Genomic DNA, 17,440 nt, shown 5'->3' on the forward strand with positions numbered 1-17,440 from the left:
GTGGCGCAAGCTGCCCTCTTCTTTTTTCTTGCGCCCGTGACGGAAACGCGGTTTGCCAAGAGGATGTCGATACCTGATTATGAACTTGAAAAGGCCCTGCAGGCGCGCGGATATCTTCGCATTGCCGGGGTGGACGAGGTTGGGCGCGGGCCACTTGCCGGACCGGTTGTTGCCGCAGCGGTGGTTTTGAACCCGGACGACATCCCCGATGGGTTGAATGATTCCAAGAAGCTGACGGCCAAGCGTCGCGTCAGTCTGGACGACGCGTTGCGCGCGCGCGCCGATGTGGTGATTGCCGAGGCCACCGTGGCCGAGATCGATGAGCACAACATCCTGCGCGCCTCTCATCTGGCGATGGAGCGTGCGGTGGCCGCGCTGAACCCGGCGCCGGATTATCTGCTGATCGACGGCAACCTGATTCCTCGCGGTCTGATGATATCGGCAGAGGCTGTGGTCAAAGGCGATGCGCGGTCGGTGTCAATAGCAGCGGCTTCGATCCTGGCCAAGAACTGGCGCGATCGGCTGATGGTGGATTTGGCGCAACAGCATCCCGGCTATGGATGGGAGGCAAATGCCGGTTATCCGACGAAACAGCACCGCGACGCGTTGCGAAATCTTGGCGCGACCCCACACCATAGACGTTCGTTCAAACCCGTCCACAATATCTTGTATCAAGAGTAAATCGTAAGTCGCTGATTCAAAAAAGAAATTGACGGCGATTCGTCTTTGACTCATCCTAGTCTCAACCAAATGAGCGCAAAAGCGCCGTGGAACTGAGGCAGTGATATGACCACAATCAAGACAAAGGGCGCAGCCGCGCTCCCTTTAAACACGATTCTATCCGGAGACTGCATCGAGGTGATGAACAGTCTGCCGGAGGCATCGGTTGACCTGATCTTTGCAGACCCCCCGTATAACCTGCAACTGAAAGGCCAGTTGCACCGGCCCGATAACTCGCAGGTCGATGCGGTCGATGATCACTGGGATCAGTTTTCCAGCTTTGGGGCTTATGACCAGTTCACGCGCGATTGGCTGAAGGCGGCGCATCGGTTGCTGAAACCCAATGGCGCGATCTGGGTGATTGGCTCGTATCACAACATTTTCCGCGTGGGGTCTGCCCTGCAGGATGCGGGCTATTGGATTCTGAATGACGTGGTGTGGCGCAAATCGAACCCGATGCCAAACTTCCGCGGTAAGCGGTTCACCAACGCGCATGAGACGATGATCTGGGCCTCCAAGCGTGAAGGTGCGAAATACACGTTCAATTACGAGGCGTTGAAGGCATTGAACGAAGGCGTGCAGATGCGCAGCGACTGGGTGCTGCCGATCTGCACCGGGCATGAGCGTCTGAAGGATGAAAACGGCGACAAGGCGCATCCGACGCAGAAGCCGGAATCGCTGTTGCATCGGGTTCTGATCGGTTCCACCAATCCGGGTGACGTGATCCTTGACCCGTTCTTTGGCACCGGCACCACCGGCGCCGTCGCCAAGATGCTGGGTCGAGAATTCATCGGCATCGAACGCGAGGAAAGCTATCGCAAGGTGGCCGAGAAGCGCATCGCCAAGGTCCGCAAGTTCGACCGCGAAGCGCTTGAGGTCAGCGCCAGCAAGCGTGCCGAGCCACGCGTACCCTTTGGCCAGTTGGTCGAACGCGGCATGTTGCGCCCGGGTGAAGAGCTGTATTCCATGAACCAGCGCCACAAGGCCAAGGTGCGCGCAGATGGCACGCTGGTGGGCGACAACGTCAAGGGCTCGATCCATCAGGTGGGGGCGCATCTGGAAAACGCGCCCTCCTGTAACGGCTGGACTTACTGGTGCTTTAAACGCGATGGCAAAACCGTACCCATCGACGTGCTGCGCCAGCAGATCAGGGCCGAGATGCACAGCTGATTTTACCAATACCGCCGGTGCCTGTGGCCTGACACAAGGCACTACGCCTTGCCCCGCCGATGTTACGGCGGGGTCTTTTGTTTTTGCCCCAACAGTGATTGCATGAGGCAGCCCCTATTTGTCGCAAGAAAGTTCACGGCCATGACCGAGACCACCGTGCGCAGACCCCGCAGCCTGTTCTTCACGCAGCCTGATACATTCGATCTGGATAACAAATATACCGAGGCCGCGCTGGAACGGCACAAGCGCGAAGGGCTGGAACTGGCTGTGCGCGCCCGCTGGGTTGCGATGGGGCTGACTGCGTTGCTGTTGATCTATCTGAACCCTCAGTGGGAGGTGCTCTGGTATCACTTCATCCTGCTTCTGATCTGTGCCAATGGTTGGCTGATCCGACGTGCAGGTGAAGTGGGACAATCCCGGACCGAACTGCTTTTGATCTTCGTTGACCTGCTGATCATGACATTGGGCATGATCGTCCCCAACCCGTTCAGCGACGATGTACGACCGCTGGCGATGCAGTATCGGTTCGACAATTTCCAGTATTTCTTCATCATTCTGGCCGCAGGTACGCTGGCCTATTCCTGGCGCACGGTGATTGCCATCGGCACCTGGACCGCGGGGATGTGGACAGCGGGCTGGATCATCGCCTGGTGGGTATCCACGCCCATTCCGGGGATCAGTGAGCGCATCGCGGAAGCTCTGTCAGGCTACCCGGATGTGGCCGAGATGCTGGACCCCAACAGCTTCATGCCGACCCTGCGTGTCCAGCAGGTGATCGTATTCGTCATGGTTGCCGTCACACTCGGCATCTCGATGCGCCGCTTGAATCATCTGTTGATGAGCAACGCAGGGTTGGAGCGTGAGCGGGCCAACCTGTCGCGTTATTTCTCGCCCAATGTCGTGGACGAGTTGAGCCAGAACGACGAGCCATTGAAACAGATACGCAAAGAGGATGTTGCGGTTCTGTTCATCGATATTGTCGGGTTCACCAAATACGCGGCAGGGCGCGATCCTTACGAGGTGATCGAGGTCTTGCGCGGTTTTCACGCCCGGATGGAGACCGAGGTGTTCCGTCATCACGGGACGTTGGACAAGTATCTGGGCGACGGGTTGATGGCCACCTTCGGCACGCCGGTGCCAACGCCCATGGATGCGAGCAACGCGTTGGGCTGTGCCCGCGCGATGGCCGAGGTGATCGATCGCTGGAACCTCGATCGCCGCCGGACAGGTGAGCCTGAAATCCATGTCGGGATCGGGGTGCAATACGGTTCAGTCGTGTTGGGGGATATCGGCGCGAACCGCCTGGAATTTGCGGTGATCGGAGATGCGGTGAATGTCGCCGCCAAGCTTGAGGCGCTGACCCGGGATTTCAAAGCCCGTATCGTTGTGAGCGATGCCGTGCGGGCGCGGGTTGTGGAAGAGAATCCATCTGCACCGGACGTAATGGCCGGATTTGAAGCCAGGCGCCAGCAGGCCGTGCGCGGGGTCGAGGCGCCGATGGATGTCTGGGTGATGGCGGGCTGAGGTGCTCCCGCCCGTCAGAGCAGCATCGAAGATGCAGCTCGGACGGTTGGGCCGGGCAGCGCGCTGATGCGCGCTGCGGTCATGCCCCGGGCTTGGGGTTTTGCGCCTTGTTATAGGGCTGCCAGTTGGTGATCTCGGGGTAGTATTGCCGCCGCCATGCCCTGACGCGCGGGTTCATGATCCGTCGCCAAAGGGGCGGTACCATCGCGGCAACGGTCATCACGGGATAGCCGTAGGGCAATTGCGGTGCCGCGTCCTGCGAATGGTGCTGCAGCAGTGGAAACCGGCGGTTTGGTTTGTAGTGGTGATCCGAGTGCCGTTGCAGGTTGATCAGCAACCAGTTCGACGCCATCTGCGAGGCATTCCAGGAATGGCGGGGCCGGACATGCTCGTATTTTCCGTCGCCCAGATATTTGCGCGTCAGACCGTAGTGCTCGACATAGTTGGCCAGTTCGAGCTGCCAGATCGCTGTTCCCGCCTGTAGCAGGAAGAGGGCCAAGCCGGACCAACCGCCAATCAGGAAAGCCAGCAACAGCATTGCGCCCTGAAGTGCCCAGTAGCGCCAGAAGGGGTTGGCGGAATCATTCCACCGGCGGCCCTTGCGGGCGAGTTTTTCGCGTTCGGCCCGGAAGGCCGAGATCAGGCTTTGGCGCAGCACGCGGGGGTAGAATCGGTGGAACCCTTCATTGTAGCGCGCGGTTACCGGGTCGCGCGGGGTGCCGACAAAACGGTGATGCACCAGAAGATGCTCGGACCGGAAATGGGAATAGAGCACCATGGCCAGAAGGATATCGCCCAGCCAACGTTCAAGGCGGCCTGTCTGGTGCATCAGCTCGTGGCTGTAGTTGATCCCGATCGTGCCCGAAATCACTCCCATACCGAAGAAAATGCCGATCTTTTCCAGCGTCGACAGGTCCGAGCGGGTGACATACCAGACCAGGCCAAACAGTGTCAGGAATTGTATCGGAGCCCAAATTCTGGTCAGCAGAATGTACCAGCGCAAACCTGTATCGGGTGTGTCTGGGTCGGCATTTTCAAGGTTAAGTCCGGTCAGCCGGTCCAACACGGCGAAGGCCCACCAGGTCGACAGGGGGACCAGTAGGAACCACCAGCCACCCGCCAGCGTTGCGGCCCAGATTAGCGGGATCAACAGGATCGATATCCAGAAAGGCAGGGCGGATTGCCAGCGGGACAGGGTGTCTTGTTCGATCATATCGGTGCTCGGGTTTGTTGTCGTCACCTAGCCATGTTCGCGCATGATTCACAACGCGCTATTGGCCGCGCCACAGTGCATGGGCCTTGCGCATCACCGTTGGCAGGTCGCTGGGGCGGAAAGCGTGCTTGCCGATCAGGATCAGATCGCCGGTTGGCGTTCCGTGGGGCAGATCAGCGGTCCAGACGCGCACGATCAGGTGAAAATGTGTGAAGGTATGGCGCACCTCGCCCGGCAGAAGTTGCCAATTGGCGGGGAACGGAGGGGCCTCGGGCGGGGTGTCCGACCAGTCCGAGCCGGGCCAGCCGAGCATGCCGCCCAGCAGGCCTTTGTCGGGGCGGCGTTCCAGCAGCAGCGCTCCATCAGCGTCTTGGGCAATGTAGATGTGGCCGTGACGCGTGGGTTTGGGCTGTTTCGGCGTTTTGCGGGGAAGTTCGGCCTGCGTTCCGGCGATCCGGGCCCGGCACGGCTCGCGCAGCGGGCAGATACCGCAGGCAGGCGATTTGGGCGTGCAGATGGTGGCCCCAAGGTCCATCACCGCCTGCGCGTAATCGCCGGGCCGGAACGCAGGGGTCAGTGCAGTCGCCTTGTCCTTCAGCAAAGGTTTGGACCCCGGCAGCGGATCGTGAATGTCGAAAAGCCGCGCCATCACCCGTTCGACATTGCCATCCAGCACCGTTTCCGGCCGGTCGAAGGCGATGGCCGAGATTGCGGCGGCGGTATAAGGACCGATGCCCGGCAGTTTCAGCAGGGCGTCATGGCTGTCGGGGAAATCTCCCCCGAAATCCTGCGTCACTACACGGGCGCATTTCAGCAGGTTGCGGGCGCGGGCGTAGTAGCCCAGCCCGGCCCATTCCGCCATCACCTGATCATCTGGCGCGGCGGCCAGCGCCTGTACGTTTGGCCAGCGTGCGGTGAAACGTGTGAAATAATCGCGCACGGCCGCGACGGTGGTTTGCTGCAGCATCACCTCGGACAGCCAGATGCGATAGGGGTCGGGCTGCACACCGTCCGCGCGCTGCGCAGGGCCAACGCGCCATGGCATTTCGCGGGCGTGGCGGTCATACCAGTCCAACAACGCAGCGCTCACGGTAAATTCAGCGGAATCGCGCAAGTTTTATTCATCTCCCTGTCGGGTTTTGCTGGTACCCGGTTTCCTGCCCATTACAATAGCGGCACAGGAGTTGGAAACCAGATGCAGCGCAAACGGTCCACGACCCGCGGATTCAAACGCACCGCGACTTTGCTGAACGATCAGATCAGGCGCGCCGGGGAAAGCCGGGGTTTCGCCGTGTCGCGTCTGTTGACCCATTGGGCCGAGATCGTCGGACAGGACATTGCCGCGATCGCCCAGCCGGTGAAGGTGGGCTACGCCAAAGGTGGGTTCGGGGCCACGTTGACGGTTCTGACCACCGGACCTCAGGCCGCGATGCTGGACATGCAGCGCGAGCAACTGCGCGACAAGGTGAACGCGGTTTACGGATTCAACGCGATCAGCCGTGTGCGCATCACCCAGACCGCTCCGACCGGATTTGCCGAGGGGCAGGCCAGCTTCGACCACAAGCCGAAAGCAGCCAAACCCGCGATTTCACCTGAGATTGTCGCTGAGGCGGACAAAGTGTCACGTGATGTAAATGATGAAGATTTGCGTGCGGCCCTTGAACGTCTCGCACGCAACGTTTTATCCAGACAGAAACACTAAGAAAGGGCTGAGCATGAGCCGTATCGCAACCGTAATCTGTGCGGCCGTCGCCGTGGCCGCAGGCGGCTACTGGCTGTCGCTGTCAAATTCTTCGACCCCCGCCTATCCGCTGGTCAGCGCAGCAGAGGCGCAAGAGGCCGATCTGGACACCTCGACCATTGTCGAGATGGTGCAAGGGGCTGAGGACGCGCCGGTCGAGATCATCGAATATGCCTCGTACACCTGCCCGCATTGTGCGAATTTCCATCAGGGTGCCTATAAGCAACTGAAGAAGGATTTCATCGATACCGGCAAGGTGAAGTTCACTTATCGCGAGGTCTACTTTGACCGTTATGGTCTGTGGGCTTCGATGGTGGCGCGCTGCGCGGGTCCCGAGAAGTTCTTTGGCATCACCGACCTGATCTATGAGACTCAATCGGAATGGACCAGCGCCGGCGGCCCGGCCGAGATCGTGGACGAGCTGCGCAAGATCGGTCGCCTGGCCGGTATCGACAATGATCAGCTTGAGGCCTGCCTGCAGGATGGCGCTCGTGCCCAGACGCTGGTCGCCTGGTATCAGGAAAACGCCGAGCGGGACGGTATTCAGGCAACGCCGTCATTCGTGGTGAATGGCAAGAAGGTCGACAACCAGTCCTACGAAGACTTCAAAAAGCTGATCGAAGACGAACTCGGCAGCTAATTCTCAACAGGCCAGCCCACCACGGGCTGGCCTGCGTTTCAGGGGGATGGGGCGACCTGCGCCAGCGTCTCTTTGATCTTGTCATCCTGATCGATTTGCAAACGAACCGGCAGCGTCAGCACCTTGTTCCGGAACGAGGCAGGAAGACGCACGGCGTCTTTTTCGGTGGTGACCAATTGGGCACCCAGCGCTCGGGATTCACTCTCAAGCCGTGCCATCAGGGCCGAGGTCAGCGGCTGGTGGTCATCCAGCGCCTCGGATCGCAGCAGACGGGCGCCCTGCTGGCGTAAGGTGGTAAAGAACTTTTCGGGATGGCCGATGCCCGCGAAGGCCAGTACCGGGGTTTCTGCCCAGTCCATTCCGGTCTGCAACGGGCGCACTTCGCCTTTCGCATGGGGAACGGTCAGCGCCGGACCCCAGCGCTTGGCGAACGAGGCTTGCGCATCGTCGGCGCCCAGCGACAACACCAGATCGGCGCGTTTCAGGCCGGTGGCGACGGGCTCTCGTAGAGGGCCAGCGGGCAGACACAGCCCGTTGCCAAAGCCCCGCTCGGCGTCAACAACGATGACCGAGAAATCCTTGGCGACTGCGGGGTTCTGAAACCCGTCATCCAGCACGATGGCCGTCGCGCCGTCTTCTGCGGCGGCCTGCGCTCCGGCAGCGCGATCCTTGGCGACCCAGACATCGGCGAAGGCTGCCAGCAGCAGGGGTTCATCCCCGACCTGCGCGGCTGTATGTTTGCGCGGTTCAACCTTGACCGGTCCCTCCAGTGATCCGCCGTGGCCGCGCGTGACCACATGCGGCTGGTGCCATTTGTCGCGCAGGCGTTCCAGCATCCAGATCACCGTTGGCGTCTTGCCAGTGCCGCCAGCGTTCAGATTGCCGACGCAGATGACTGGTACGCCAGGTTTAAACCCGGGCCCTTCCGCCACACGGCGCGCGGTAGCCGCCGCATAAAGGCGACCAAGCGGAGCCAGCAATCGGGCGCACAGAGCAAGCTGGTCGGGGGCGGTGTTCCAGAACTCAGGCGCGCGCATCTTCAGCCCTCCGACGATCCAGTGTGTCCTGAACCAGATCGATCAGATGATCGGCCTGCGGTGCACCTTCGGTCACCATTTTCCATCCCGCCAACGCCATGTCAGCGGTACGGTCCGGTGCCAGCAATTCCACAACACCATCCCCCAGCTCGGTCGCAGATTTGACGCTCATCGCGGCCCGTACCTGTCCCAGTTGGTCATAGATATTCCGGTACTTGCCGACATGAGGTCCGTGGACCACCGCCGACCCCAGGGCAACTGCGATCAGCGGATCGTATCCACCGGTACCGCGTTCCAGCGAACTGCCCATGAACGTGACCGAAGAGACGCGATGCCACAGGCCCAGATCCTCGGCGTCAGAAGAAAGGATGACCTGAGTGGTATCTTCGATCGGGTGGCCTTCATCCCAGTTGGCGCAGCGCAGATCCATCGCCTCCAGCCGTTTGTACAGGGGTGCGGCCTCGGACATATCGGCCACATGCAGCACCAGTGCCAGACGTGGCAACATCCGCAACGCCTGACGGTGGGCGCTGAGGACCGAGATGAACTCTTTGTCCTGCACCCAAGCGGCCAGCCAGACGGGGCGCCCAGCCAGCGCGTGATTGGTTTTGATCAGCTCATCCTCGGGCCATGGATGGGGATTCGGGCTGATATGCAGCGGCGGCGCGACGGAAATCTTGGACGAGTTTATGCCAAGACGCCGGATTTGGCGGGCCGTTTCCTCCGTCGGTGTGATGATCGAGGTGAAACAATCAAAGGTGTAACGGGTGATATCCGGCAGCCAGCGTCCACCACGCGCGGCTTTCACGTCCACGGTTGCTTCGATAAGGACCAGTGGCGTGGACCGCTCCTGCGCGCGGGTGATGAAGTTGGGCATCAGCCCCCCGCCGAACCACAGAGCCATGTCCGGTTGCCAATAATCCAGAAAGGCACGCGCCGCACCGGTCTGTTCTGCAGGCAGAGAGACAATCGGAAAGCTGCATTTGCCCCATTCGGACAGTTCGGCATCGGGCGGCGCGGTCATCAGAATGGACAAGCCGGGCCGTGCAGGCAGCAGGCGGCGGCACAGATCGTCAATGGCCTGCAACCGGTCGGGTGTGCTGACATGGACCCACAGCAACTCACCTTCGGGGCGCGGGGTGTCGTTGAAATCCCCGCTATGAGGAACACCCCAGGACAGCACCCGATAAGCCGCAAGGCTCAGTGATCCCGATTTGCTCATGCGGAAATTCCGGTGCCGTTCGGGTCAAGCCTGGCATGAAGTTCGGAATGCAAGGCGGTTCCAGCAGCAACAACGCCATTGAGGCGCGGATGGGCATTGTTAAAGCGCAGAGGCTGGGCCATGCGGTCCGAACACAGCCCCCCCGCTTCGCGCAGGATCAGGTCCCCGGCGGCGATATCCCATTCCCAACTCGGGCGCAAAGTCAGCATCCCGTCGAACCGCCCCTGCGCGACCAGCGCCATCCGGTATGCCAGTGAGGGGCGATAGACGCGCTGGAACGCGGGGGCCGTACCCGACAGCCAGTGCCGAGCATCAAGATTGGGTTTGGCCGCCAGAATCTCGGCTTCGGTCAAGTGTATCTGCCCCGAAACCCGGATCGGGGCGCCATTCAATGTCGCCCCTTGCCCGCGCGCCGCCGCATAAAGCAGATCGCGCATCGGCAGATAGATCACCGCTGCCATAACCTCTCCTCGTTCGGCCACGGCCAGCGAATGCGCCCAGGTGCGCGAGCCTTCGGCAAAGCTGCGGGTGCCGTCGATCGGGTCGATGATGAACGTGCGCTCGCAAGTCAGGCGGTCCGCCGAGTCTTCGGTTTCTTCGCTCAGCCAGCCATAGCCCGGGCGGGCGGCTTGCAGGTCGCGCTCCAGCATGGCGTTGACGGCCAGATCGGCCTCGGTCACCGGCCCCGCGCCATTGGGCTTGTCCCAGCGCTGCGCCTGCGGCCCGGTATAGCGGGTGGCGATCTTTCCGGCCTCAAGCGCGGCATCGATCAGAAGTGACAGGTCAGTTGCCGGCAAGTGTCATTCCTTCGATCAGCAATGACGGCACCACACGCGACAGGTATGGCCGCGCATCATTGGCCGGGACGATCCGCATCAGCATGTCCCGCAGGTTGCCCGCGATGGTGCATTCATTGACCGGATGCGTGATTTCACCGTTTTCCACCCAGAACCCCGAAGCCCCGCGTGAATAGTCACCGGTATTGGGGTTGATGGTCGACCCGATCATCGAGGTCACCAGCAAACCCGTTCCCATATCGCGCAGCAGATCGGCCCGGCTGCTCTCGCCCTGCGTCAGGCTGAGGTTCCAGTTGCTGGGCGACGGAGGACCTGACACGCCACGCGCGGCGTTCCCGGTCGACTGCATCCCCAGCTTGCGCGCGCTGGACAGGTCCAGCGTCCAGCCGCTCAGTACGCCATCCTTGACGATGGCCCGGCGTTTTGTTGCCAGACCTTCGGCATCAAACGGGCGCGAGCCTGAGATGCGCGGGCGGTGGGGGTCTTCGATCAATGACAGATGCGCGGGCAGCACCTGCTGCCCGAGGCATTCTTTCAGCCATGAAGCCCCGCGTGCAATTGCGGCACCATTGCTGGCGGCCAGCAGATGCCCGATCAGCGAGGATGAGATGCGTTCGTCAAACACAACCGGAAAGTTGCCGGTTTGCGGCTTGCGCGCGCCCACCAGCGCAACCGCCCGTTCACCGGCCGAGCGGCCGATTTCGGACGGGCTGCGCAGGTCGGCCTGAAAGCTTCGGCTGTCGCCGTCATAGTCGCGCTCCATCCCGGTGCCTTCGCCCGAGATCGCGACGCAGGATGTGGACCGGCTGCTGCGCGCATAGCCACCGGAAAACCCGTTGGTTGCAGCAAGGTGAACGCGATAGGTGTCATAGGCTGCCGCCGCATCCGAGACCTGCGTAACCCCGTCAACCTCAAGCGCTGTGGCCTCGGCGGTCAGCGCATCCTGCATCAAGGCATCGGCACCGGGCTCCGGCGTCGGGTCGAACAATTCCAGCGCGTCCACATCCCAATCGCCTATCAGTTGATCGGGGTCGGCAAGGCCGGTAAACGGGTCCTCGGGCGCTTCGCGGGCCATGGCAACGGCGCGCTCCGCCATCGCAGTCAGTGTTTCGGGGCGGCTGTCCGAGCTTGAGACGATGGCCTGCCGTTTCCCCAGAAAGACACGCAGACCCAGATCGGTGGCCTCGGACCGTTCCGCATGTTCCAACGCGCCGCCGCGCACCTCGACCGATACGGAAGAGCCATCGATAACAATCGCATCCGCTGCCTCGGCCCCCGCCTTGCGCGCCGCATCCAGCAAGTCCTGGCTGATGTCTTGAGGTGTTCTGTTCATGAGGCCTCCGGGGTCTTGATGTCTTGGACCTAGCCTCGGAGCGTACGTCCCGCAAGGGCTGCGGCCCAATTGTGGGGACTGCCTGAGACGGGAAAGGCCGCACAGGCGGCCTGACCCGGAATCGGGATTACTTGATCCGTTGACCATTGGCCAGAATCTGGCCCTCTTCGGTGAACTCGATGGTCGAATTCAGCGTATCGGGCTCTTCGCCCGGAACCGCCATCAGGCCCATCATCATCCGAGCGCCCAGCGCGTCGTTTTCGGACACAAAACCCATGTTGATCAGCGTATCCAGCAAGGCATTGGCACCTACGAGTTTCAGATTGGCCACACCCGATGGTGCAGGCATGCCGTCAAACGCCTCTGTGTTGGAGTTGTCGAACGCGAAATCGCCGTCACCGGTCAGTTCCGCACCGACCAGAGAAACCAGCAATTGGTTGATCTTCAACGAGTGCAGCTCACCCGGTGCTGCGTCCGAGGTTTCGAGCGCTTCTACCGCCTCTGGGTCCAAGAAATCGACAAGCACTTTGGCGGTTCCGGTCGCATCCAGCGCAATCGTCGCCGGGTCGCGGGGCAGTGCGCCTGCCGGATCAAACAGGCCCCACAACACGTCGGACATGGTGAAATCCGTCAGATTCAGTCCAAATCCGAAGGGTTTGATCTCTTCCGAGGCTTCGATCGGCAGTTCAAATTTCAGCCCGGCATTGGCCATCGCAATCTCGATGGGGAAGGGCAGATCAGCCGTTGTGACCGCCAGTTTGGTGCTGTTTTGCGCAAGATCATACACAAGGCGCTGCGCATCGATGCTGCCGGCGAACTGACCGCCTTCGGAACTACTGCTCAGCGAGAATGCCTCACCCTCGGCGGTTCCTGCCATCTCGGTGCTGCCCGAGCCATAGGTGAACGTGCCCGAGGCCGCAAACCCGGCACCATAAAAATCCTGCACATTGGACGCATCAAATTCCGTAGGGATGGTGGTATCGCCCTCGAACGCCAGATCGTCCAGCTTGCCGCTGATCCGGCCGGTGTCGTCACTGTCAGGTTCGTCAAAGGCCACGTCATAGGACAGGCTGCTTGCGGTGAAATTCTGGGCTATGTCGCGCAGTTCGCCGATTTTCATCAATGACGAACCTGCGATCCGATTCATTGCGATATTCAGGTCCAGCACATCCTTGGAGACGGTTTCGTCGCCGAACTTCATCGAATCCAGCGCCAGCGCCAGGCTGTTTGCTGAATAGTCATAGGTCATTTCTTCGGGCGTGCCCGAGACCACCATGTTCAGGGCGTCCTGAGTGTACAGCAGGTCGGCCGAAAACGCCTCGCCCTCGGATTCGCCTGAGATCGATACCGGGAAGCTGTCGGGGAACCCGATATTGACTGTGCCGTCGCCGTTTTCGGTCAGGGTCATTTCCGGGATGACAACGTTGAACTGGTCTTCGGTGTCTGGCAGCACGACGGCCATGGTCATGTTTGCGATGGTGGTGACGTTGCCAGATGTGCTCTGGTCGCCTGTCACCTCATAGCCCATGCCGCCCAGATAGGCCTGCCAATCGGCCCAGACATCATCGGCGGTCACTTCTGCAAACGCGCCCTGAGTTGCAACGGCATAAGCCAGCGCCGCGCCGCAGCACTGGCGAAGGAAAACAGTCATAAGAGAACCCTTCTTTATCAATTTTGCGCGCATCGTCGTGCCTGTCGCGGTCAGCGTCAAGGGGCAAGGGGTGGACCAATTCCCCATTTCCACTGTACGACTTTACTCAATTTCAAAAGCAGGGATTTAAACGATGCAAATGCAAGGGAAAACCGTACTGATAACGGGGGCAAGCCGGGGCATCGGTGCCGAGGCCGGGCGCGTTTTTGCCGCAGCCGGGGCCAATGTCGTGCTGGTTGCGCGCAGCCGCGATCAGATCGAGGCACTGGCCGCAGCTCTTGGCGAAAATGTGATCGCGCTGGCCTGCGACGTCAGCGACTTTGCACAGTTTGAACAGGTGGTGGCCGATTGCGTCGACCGGTTCGGCTCGCTGGATGTTCTGGTGGGAAATGCCGGAGTGATTGATCCGATCTTTCACATGTCCAACGCTGATGTTTCGGCCTGGAGCGCGGCGATTGATATCAACCTCAAGGGCGTGTTCTACGGCATGCGGGCGGCTCTGCCGATCATGCGCGCCGCGGGTGGGGGCACGGTGCTAACGGTGTCATCCGGTGCCGCCTCGAACCCGGTTGAGGCGTGGAGCCATTACTGTGCGTCGAAGGCGGGTGCGAAAATGCTGACCGAATGTCTGCATCTGGAAGAGGCCCATCATGGCATTCGCGCCATGGGCCTGTCGCCGGGCACCGTGGCCACCGACATGCAGCGGTTGATCAAGGCCAGCGGCATCAATCCGGTCAGCCAATTGGATTGGGACGATCATATCCCGGCCGACTGGCCTGCGCGGGCGCTGCTGTGGATGTGTTCGGCGGACGCAGATGACTATCTGGGCGCCGAGATTTCCCTGCGCAATGAAGATATCCGCAAAAGGATCGGACTTACGTGATTGATCTGACGAAAGAAGATGGTCTGTGGACCGTCACGCTGAACAACCCATCCAAGGCCAACGCCCTGACAGCAGCGATGCTGACCGAACTGGTTCGGATCGCCGAGGCCGCCACCGAAGCGCGCGCCCTGATCCTGACCGGCGCGGGGCGTGTGTTCAGCGCCGGGGCCGATCTGGAGGAGGCCCGTGCCGGGCTTGCCACCTCTGATCTGTGGGAGAAGCTGTCGGGGGCCATCGCCGCACTGCCCTGTCTGACCGTGGCCGCGCTGAATGGTACGCTGGCCGGTGGGGCCAACGGGATGGTGCTGGCCTGTGATCTGCGCATCGCGGTGCCGTCGGCCAAGTTTTTCTATCCGGTGATGAAGCTGGGCTTTCTGCCGCAACCTTCCGATCCGAAACGCATGGCCGCGCTGATTGGCCCGGCGCGCACCAAGTTGATCCTGATGTCGGGACAGAAGATCACGGCGGATGAGGCCTATGCGTTCGGGCTGGTCGACCGTGTGGTCGAGCCGGATTTGTTGATGCCAACGGCGCGTGAACTTGTTGCCGACTCTCTGGCCGCCGATCCCGCGATTGCCGCCGGGATTGCCGGGTTGTGTCCATGAGGATTGCCGCCCTGCGCCTGCGGGTTGCCGACCCGGACCGCCTCGCCTCGTTTTACAGCGATGCACTTGGCATGAGTGTTCAGATCGAGGGGCCGAACCGTCGTCTCAGCTATCGGGGGCCGGGGGCCGATCTGCTGTTGATGCCGGGCGGGGGCGGCTACGCCCATGATCAGGGGCAGCGATACTGGAAGATTGGCATCACGTTGCCCGATGTCGATCTGGCCGCCGATTTCCTGCGCCAGAAGGGCATTCCCGTCAGCGCGGCGCGTCAGTTCATTGATATCGGCTATATGTGCCACCTGAGCGATCCCGAAGGGTTCGGGATTGAACTTCTGCAGCATGACTTCGAGGGCAACCGGCCCGATGGCGCCGCAGAGGCGGACGCCCCCTTTGACAACGCCTGCATCGGCCAGATCACCCTGCGGACGGGCGATATCGCTGCCGAAGATGTCGTTTGTCGCAAGTTGGGGATGCGCCTGCTGTCGATGCAGGATGTGGCACCTTACGGGTTTGATCTGCATTTCTATGCGTTCACTGATGAGACCCCGCCCAATCCAGATATCTGGGCCGTAGAAAATCGCGAGTGGCTTTGGAAACGCCCTTATACGACGTTGGAATTTCAGCATATTGCAGGGGCGCAATTCGCGCCGGTGCCCGACTATCGCGGGCTCGAAATCGAAGGGCTGGAGGCCCGTCAGCAAGACGCGTTCGGCGATCCGATCCTGCCCGCCTGATCAGCGCCCCCGCCGCTTGCCCGGCACCTTAGATCGAAACCCGGGCGGGCGTTTGCGGACCCAGTTCAGGAACTTCTCAAGCCTCGGATGCGTGCGCAGCGCCTCGACCGAGTTGAAACTGCGTGCCAGTTCGGCCTCGGTCAGGGTCGCATGAACCTCTTTATGGCAGATCTGATGCAGCAGAACGGTCGGCCCGCCCTTGCCTCCTTTGAGTTTTGGGATCAGATGGTGCAGGCTGCCAACCCCGTCGGGGATCGGGCGGTCGCAGAGCGGGCAGATCGGATCGGTGTTCGCCATGACGGTAATCTCGCGCCGATGCGCGGGCAGGGCAAGAGGGGCGCGATGGCGCAAGCAGTTGTGATCGGTGCAGGCCCTGCTGGGCTGATGGCGGCTGAGCAATTGGCGAGCGCCGGGCATCAGGTGCTGGTCGCCGAGGCAAAGCCGTCGGTTGCGCGCAAGTTCCTGATGGCGGGGAAGTCGGGTCTGAACCTGACCAAGGATGAGCCGTTCGATACCTTGATCGAAGCCTATGGCGAAGCTGAGGCGTGGTTACGGCCGATGATCCGCGCCTTTGACGCGCAGGCCGTATCCCGCTGGGCGCAGGATCTGGCGCAAGAGATGTTTACAGGCTCGACCGGGCGCGTGTTTCCGAAGGTGATGAAAGCTTCGCCATTGCTGCGCGCCTGGTTGGCGCGGTTGGATGAGGCCGGTGTACAGGTGCGGACCCGCTGGCGCTGGCTCGGCTGGCACGAGGGGGCACTGGAATTCGATACACCGGAAGGGACCCAATGCCTGACCCCCGATGTGACGATATTGGCGCTGGGCGGGGCCAGCTGGGCGCGGCTGGGCTCTGACGGAGAATGGGCTTCGGTCGTATCGGATAAGGGTGTTGAACTGACACCCTTCGCCCCGTCGAATTCGGCGCTGTCGGTAAAGTGGAGCCCTTATATGCAGCCGCATTTCGGGGCTGCTTTGAAATCGGTGCGTTGGCTGGCCGGTGACCTGACAAGCCGGGGCGAGGCTACCATTTCGGCCAGGGGGCTTGAAGGTGGCGGGCTTTATTCCCTGACGCCCGCGCTGCGTGAAGGCGCACCGCTGTTCGTCGATCTGGTGCCCGACGTTACTGTCGAAGCATTGCGATCGCGGCTGGCAGCCAAGAAACCCAAGGCGACCTTGTCGCACTGGCTTCGAAACAGCTTACGCTTGCCGCCACAAAAGATCGCGCTGTTTCATGAGATGGCCAAGGACCATGCGTTGACGCAGCCGGACTGGATTGCAACGTTGAAACACTTGCCTGTCCGGCATTCCGGTCTGAGACCGATGGATGAGGCAATTTCAACCGCCGGAGGCGTGGCACGCAATGCCCTGGATGACGGCTTGATGCTGAAAGCCTTACCCGGAGTGTTCTGCGCCGGGGAAATGCTGGACTGGGAAGCGCCAACCGGGGGTTATCTGCTGACAGCCTGTCTGGCCACAGGTCGTTGGGCAGGCCGCGCTGCCGCAGAATACCTCAAGGCGCACCCGAAAAGTTAAGATTTCACCGCCATCCCGGCCATTTTCAGATAGGCGGGACGTTGGCGCATCTCCTTGCCATAGGCGCTCAGAACTGCGGAGTTCAGCGGGAAACTGGCGTTTTTTGCCCAGCTCATGCAATGAATCAGCAAAATATCGGCGATGGTCATCTTGTCCCCCATCAGGAACGGCCCTTTGAAGCGCTTTTCAAGCCGCTGAAAGTTACGGTCGAATTCCCACTTGAGCGACTCACGAATTGCCGGAACCCGTTTCTCCTCGGGCAGGATGAATGTGTGCCGTGCCGCAACCCACAGAACCGCATCAATCTCGTCCAGAATTGTGTAGAACAGCGCGTCCTGCTCAGCCCGCTCGATGGTGCCGGCAGGATAGGTCAGAACCGCATGCTTGTCCGCCAGATAGGTCATGATGGCCGAGCTGTCGTTGATGGCGCGGTCCCCATCGACCAGCACCGGAACCTTGCCGGAGGGGTTCAGCTCCCAAATCGCTGGCGAGCGTGGGGCGACCGGCTCAAGCTCATAGGCCTCGCCCATTTCTTCCAACATCCAGATCACCCGTGATGTGCGGGTCATGACGGGGCCGTAAAGCTTGTACATGCTCATATCCTGTTGGTTTAGATACGCCGAAAGTGGGCCAGCAG

General features: G+C 61.2%; 18 protein-coding genes. 9 read left to right on the forward strand and 9 right to left on the reverse strand.

Annotation, left to right across the window (positions count from 1 at the left end; all coding sequences use genetic code 11):
* The first annotated feature begins 63 nt into the window (after positions 1-63).
* The 3 genes from ACR0K9_RS15905 (at position 64) to ACR0K9_RS15915 (ending at position 3,414) form a co-directional block, all read left to right on the forward strand.
* Positions 64-681 carry a ribonuclease HII gene (locus ACR0K9_RS15905; protein WP_480824624.1) on the forward strand — a complete coding sequence of 206 codons (618 nt, stop codon included), beginning with the start codon at positions 64-66 and terminating at the stop codon, positions 679-681.
* Positions 682-786: 105 nt separating this feature from the next.
* Positions 787-1,890, forward strand: coding sequence for a DNA methyltransferase (locus ACR0K9_RS15910; protein ID WP_480824626.1), 1,104 nt, complete (start codon positions 787-789; stop codon positions 1,888-1,890).
* 141 nt (positions 1,891-2,031) lie between these two features.
* Positions 2,032-3,414, forward strand: a complete 1,383-nt coding sequence (locus tag ACR0K9_RS15915) for an adenylate/guanylate cyclase domain-containing protein (protein ID WP_480824628.1) — start codon at positions 2,032-2,034, stop codon at positions 3,412-3,414.
* 79 nt (positions 3,415-3,493) lie between these two features.
* Here ACR0K9_RS15915 and ACR0K9_RS15920 read toward each other — a convergent pair whose 3' ends face one another.
* On the reverse strand, positions 3,494-4,627 hold the full coding sequence (locus ACR0K9_RS15920) for an alkane 1-monooxygenase (protein ID WP_480824630.1): 1,134 nt from the start codon (positions 4,625-4,627) through the stop codon (positions 3,494-3,496).
* Between the two features lie 58 nt (positions 4,628-4,685).
* Entirely contained in the window at positions 4,686-5,741 is a 1,056-nt protein-coding gene (gene mutY, locus ACR0K9_RS15925; protein ID WP_480824632.1) for an A/G-specific adenine glycosylase, read from the reverse strand.
* A gap of 81 nt (positions 5,742-5,822) precedes the next feature.
* Between mutY and ACR0K9_RS15930 the strand changes: the two genes are divergently transcribed.
* Together ACR0K9_RS15930 and ACR0K9_RS15935 are read left to right on the forward strand one after the other, a co-directional pair.
* A complete protein-coding gene (locus ACR0K9_RS15930; protein ID WP_480534380.1) occupies positions 5,823-6,329 on the forward strand; it encodes a DUF721 domain-containing protein in 507 nt (168 codons plus the stop codon).
* Between the two features lie 13 nt (positions 6,330-6,342).
* Positions 6,343-7,008: a DsbA family protein gene (locus ACR0K9_RS15935; protein WP_480824634.1), complete on the forward strand. Its 666-nt coding sequence runs from the start codon at positions 6,343-6,345 to the stop codon at positions 7,006-7,008.
* Between the two features lie 38 nt (positions 7,009-7,046).
* Here the strand turns inward: ACR0K9_RS15935 and lpxK are convergent, their stop codons facing one another.
* The 5 genes from lpxK to ACR0K9_RS15960 all read right to left on the reverse strand — a co-directional run bounded on the left by lpxK (position 7,047) and on the right by ACR0K9_RS15960 (position 13,048).
* Positions 7,047-8,045: a tetraacyldisaccharide 4'-kinase gene (gene lpxK / locus ACR0K9_RS15940; protein ID WP_480824636.1), complete on the reverse strand. Its 999-nt coding sequence runs from the start codon at positions 8,043-8,045 to the stop codon at positions 7,047-7,049.
* Positions 8,032-9,267, reverse strand: coding sequence for a 3-deoxy-D-manno-octulosonic acid transferase (locus ACR0K9_RS15945; RefSeq protein ID WP_480824638.1), 1,236 nt, complete (start codon positions 9,265-9,267; stop codon positions 8,032-8,034). Before ACR0K9_RS15945 ends, lpxK begins: the two co-directional genes overlap by 14 nt.
* A complete protein-coding gene (locus ACR0K9_RS15950; protein WP_480824640.1) occupies positions 9,264-10,064 on the reverse strand; it encodes an inositol monophosphatase family protein in 801 nt (266 codons plus the stop codon). The genes ACR0K9_RS15945 and ACR0K9_RS15950 overlap by 4 nt, the downstream gene beginning before the upstream one ends.
* Positions 10,051-11,397: a TldD/PmbA family protein gene (locus ACR0K9_RS15955; RefSeq protein WP_480824642.1), complete on the reverse strand. Its 1,347-nt coding sequence runs from the start codon at positions 11,395-11,397 to the stop codon at positions 10,051-10,053. The genes ACR0K9_RS15950 and ACR0K9_RS15955 overlap by 14 nt, the downstream gene beginning before the upstream one ends.
* A gap of 127 nt (positions 11,398-11,524) precedes the next feature.
* A complete protein-coding gene (locus ACR0K9_RS15960; RefSeq protein WP_480824644.1) occupies positions 11,525-13,048 on the reverse strand; it encodes a DUF2125 domain-containing protein in 1,524 nt (507 codons plus the stop codon).
* A gap of 133 nt (positions 13,049-13,181) precedes the next feature.
* On the opposite strand from ACR0K9_RS15960, the gene ACR0K9_RS15965 reads away from it, so the two are divergent.
* From ACR0K9_RS15965 to ACR0K9_RS15975, 3 genes are read left to right on the forward strand one after another with little or no spacing between them, the layout of a single operon-like run.
* Complete coding sequence (locus ACR0K9_RS15965; RefSeq protein WP_480824646.1) at positions 13,182-13,931, forward strand: SDR family oxidoreductase; 750 nt, start codon at positions 13,182-13,184, stop codon at positions 13,929-13,931.
* Positions 13,928-14,536: an enoyl-CoA hydratase/isomerase family protein gene (locus ACR0K9_RS15970; RefSeq protein WP_480824648.1), complete on the forward strand. Its 609-nt coding sequence runs from the start codon at positions 13,928-13,930 to the stop codon at positions 14,534-14,536. The genes ACR0K9_RS15965 and ACR0K9_RS15970 overlap by 4 nt, the downstream gene beginning before the upstream one ends.
* Entirely contained in the window at positions 14,533-15,270 is a 738-nt protein-coding gene (locus ACR0K9_RS15975) for a VOC family protein (RefSeq protein WP_480824650.1), read from the forward strand. Before ACR0K9_RS15970 ends, ACR0K9_RS15975 begins: the two co-directional genes overlap by 4 nt.
* Here ACR0K9_RS15975 and ACR0K9_RS15980 read toward each other — a convergent pair whose 3' ends face one another.
* Positions 15,271-15,567 carry an HNH endonuclease gene (locus ACR0K9_RS15980; RefSeq protein ID WP_480824652.1) on the reverse strand — a complete coding sequence of 99 codons (297 nt, stop codon included), beginning with the start codon at positions 15,565-15,567 and terminating at the stop codon, positions 15,271-15,273.
* A gap of 45 nt (positions 15,568-15,612) precedes the next feature.
* On the opposite strand from ACR0K9_RS15980, the gene ACR0K9_RS15985 reads away from it, so the two are divergent.
* Positions 15,613-16,803 carry a TIGR03862 family flavoprotein gene (locus ACR0K9_RS15985; RefSeq protein WP_480824654.1) on the forward strand — a complete coding sequence of 397 codons (1,191 nt, stop codon included), beginning with the start codon at positions 15,613-15,615 and terminating at the stop codon, positions 16,801-16,803.
* Here the strand turns inward: ACR0K9_RS15985 and ACR0K9_RS15990 are convergent.
* Entirely contained in the window at positions 16,800-17,396 is a 597-nt protein-coding gene (locus ACR0K9_RS15990; protein WP_480824656.1) for a glutathione S-transferase family protein, read from the reverse strand. The two genes, ACR0K9_RS15985 and ACR0K9_RS15990, sit on opposite strands and share 4 nt — an antisense overlap.
* Positions 17,397-17,440 lie beyond the last annotated feature (44 nt).

It is taken from the genome of Ruegeria sp. L12, from assembly GCF_056531745.1.

Excerpts from the sequence above, each read along its gene's own strand:
- ACR0K9_RS15905 (WP_480824624.1), top strand. The coding sequence starts at position 64 with ATGTCGATACCTGATTATGAACTTGAAAAGGCCCTGCAGGCGCGCGGA.
- ACR0K9_RS15910 (WP_480824626.1), top strand. The coding sequence starts at position 787 with ATGACCACAATCAAGACAAAGGGCGCAGCCGCGCTCCCTTTAAACACG.
- ACR0K9_RS15915 (WP_480824628.1), top strand. The coding sequence starts at position 2,032 with ATGACCGAGACCACCGTGCGCAGACCCCGCAGCCTGTTCTTCACGCAG.
- ACR0K9_RS15920 (WP_480824630.1), bottom strand. The coding sequence starts at position 4,627 with ATGATCGAACAAGACACCCTGTCCCGCTGGCAATCCGCCCTGCCTTTC.
- ACR0K9_RS15930 (WP_480534380.1), top strand. The coding sequence starts at position 5,823 with ATGCAGCGCAAACGGTCCACGACCCGCGGATTCAAACGCACCGCGACT.
- ACR0K9_RS15935 (WP_480824634.1), top strand. The coding sequence starts at position 6,343 with ATGAGCCGTATCGCAACCGTAATCTGTGCGGCCGTCGCCGTGGCCGCA.
- lpxK (WP_480824636.1), bottom strand. The coding sequence starts at position 8,045 with ATGCGCGCGCCTGAGTTCTGGAACACCGCCCCCGACCAGCTTGCTCTG.
- ACR0K9_RS15945 (WP_480824638.1), bottom strand. The coding sequence starts at position 9,267 with ATGAGCAAATCGGGATCACTGAGCCTTGCGGCTTATCGGGTGCTGTCC.
- ACR0K9_RS15955 (WP_480824642.1), bottom strand. The coding sequence starts at position 11,397 with ATGAACAGAACACCTCAAGACATCAGCCAGGACTTGCTGGATGCGGCG.
- ACR0K9_RS15960 (WP_480824644.1), bottom strand. The coding sequence starts at position 13,048 with ATGACTGTTTTCCTTCGCCAGTGCTGCGGCGCGGCGCTGGCTTATGCC.
- ACR0K9_RS15965 (WP_480824646.1), top strand. The coding sequence starts at position 13,182 with ATGCAAATGCAAGGGAAAACCGTACTGATAACGGGGGCAAGCCGGGGC.
- ACR0K9_RS15975 (WP_480824650.1), top strand. The coding sequence starts at position 14,533 with ATGAGGATTGCCGCCCTGCGCCTGCGGGTTGCCGACCCGGACCGCCTC.
- ACR0K9_RS15980 (WP_480824652.1), bottom strand. The coding sequence starts at position 15,567 with ATGGCGAACACCGATCCGATCTGCCCGCTCTGCGACCGCCCGATCCCC.
- ACR0K9_RS15985 (WP_480824654.1), top strand. The coding sequence starts at position 15,613 with ATGGCGCAAGCAGTTGTGATCGGTGCAGGCCCTGCTGGGCTGATGGCG.
- ACR0K9_RS15990 (WP_480824656.1), bottom strand. The coding sequence starts at position 17,396 with ATGTACAAGCTTTACGGCCCCGTCATGACCCGCACATCACGGGTGATC.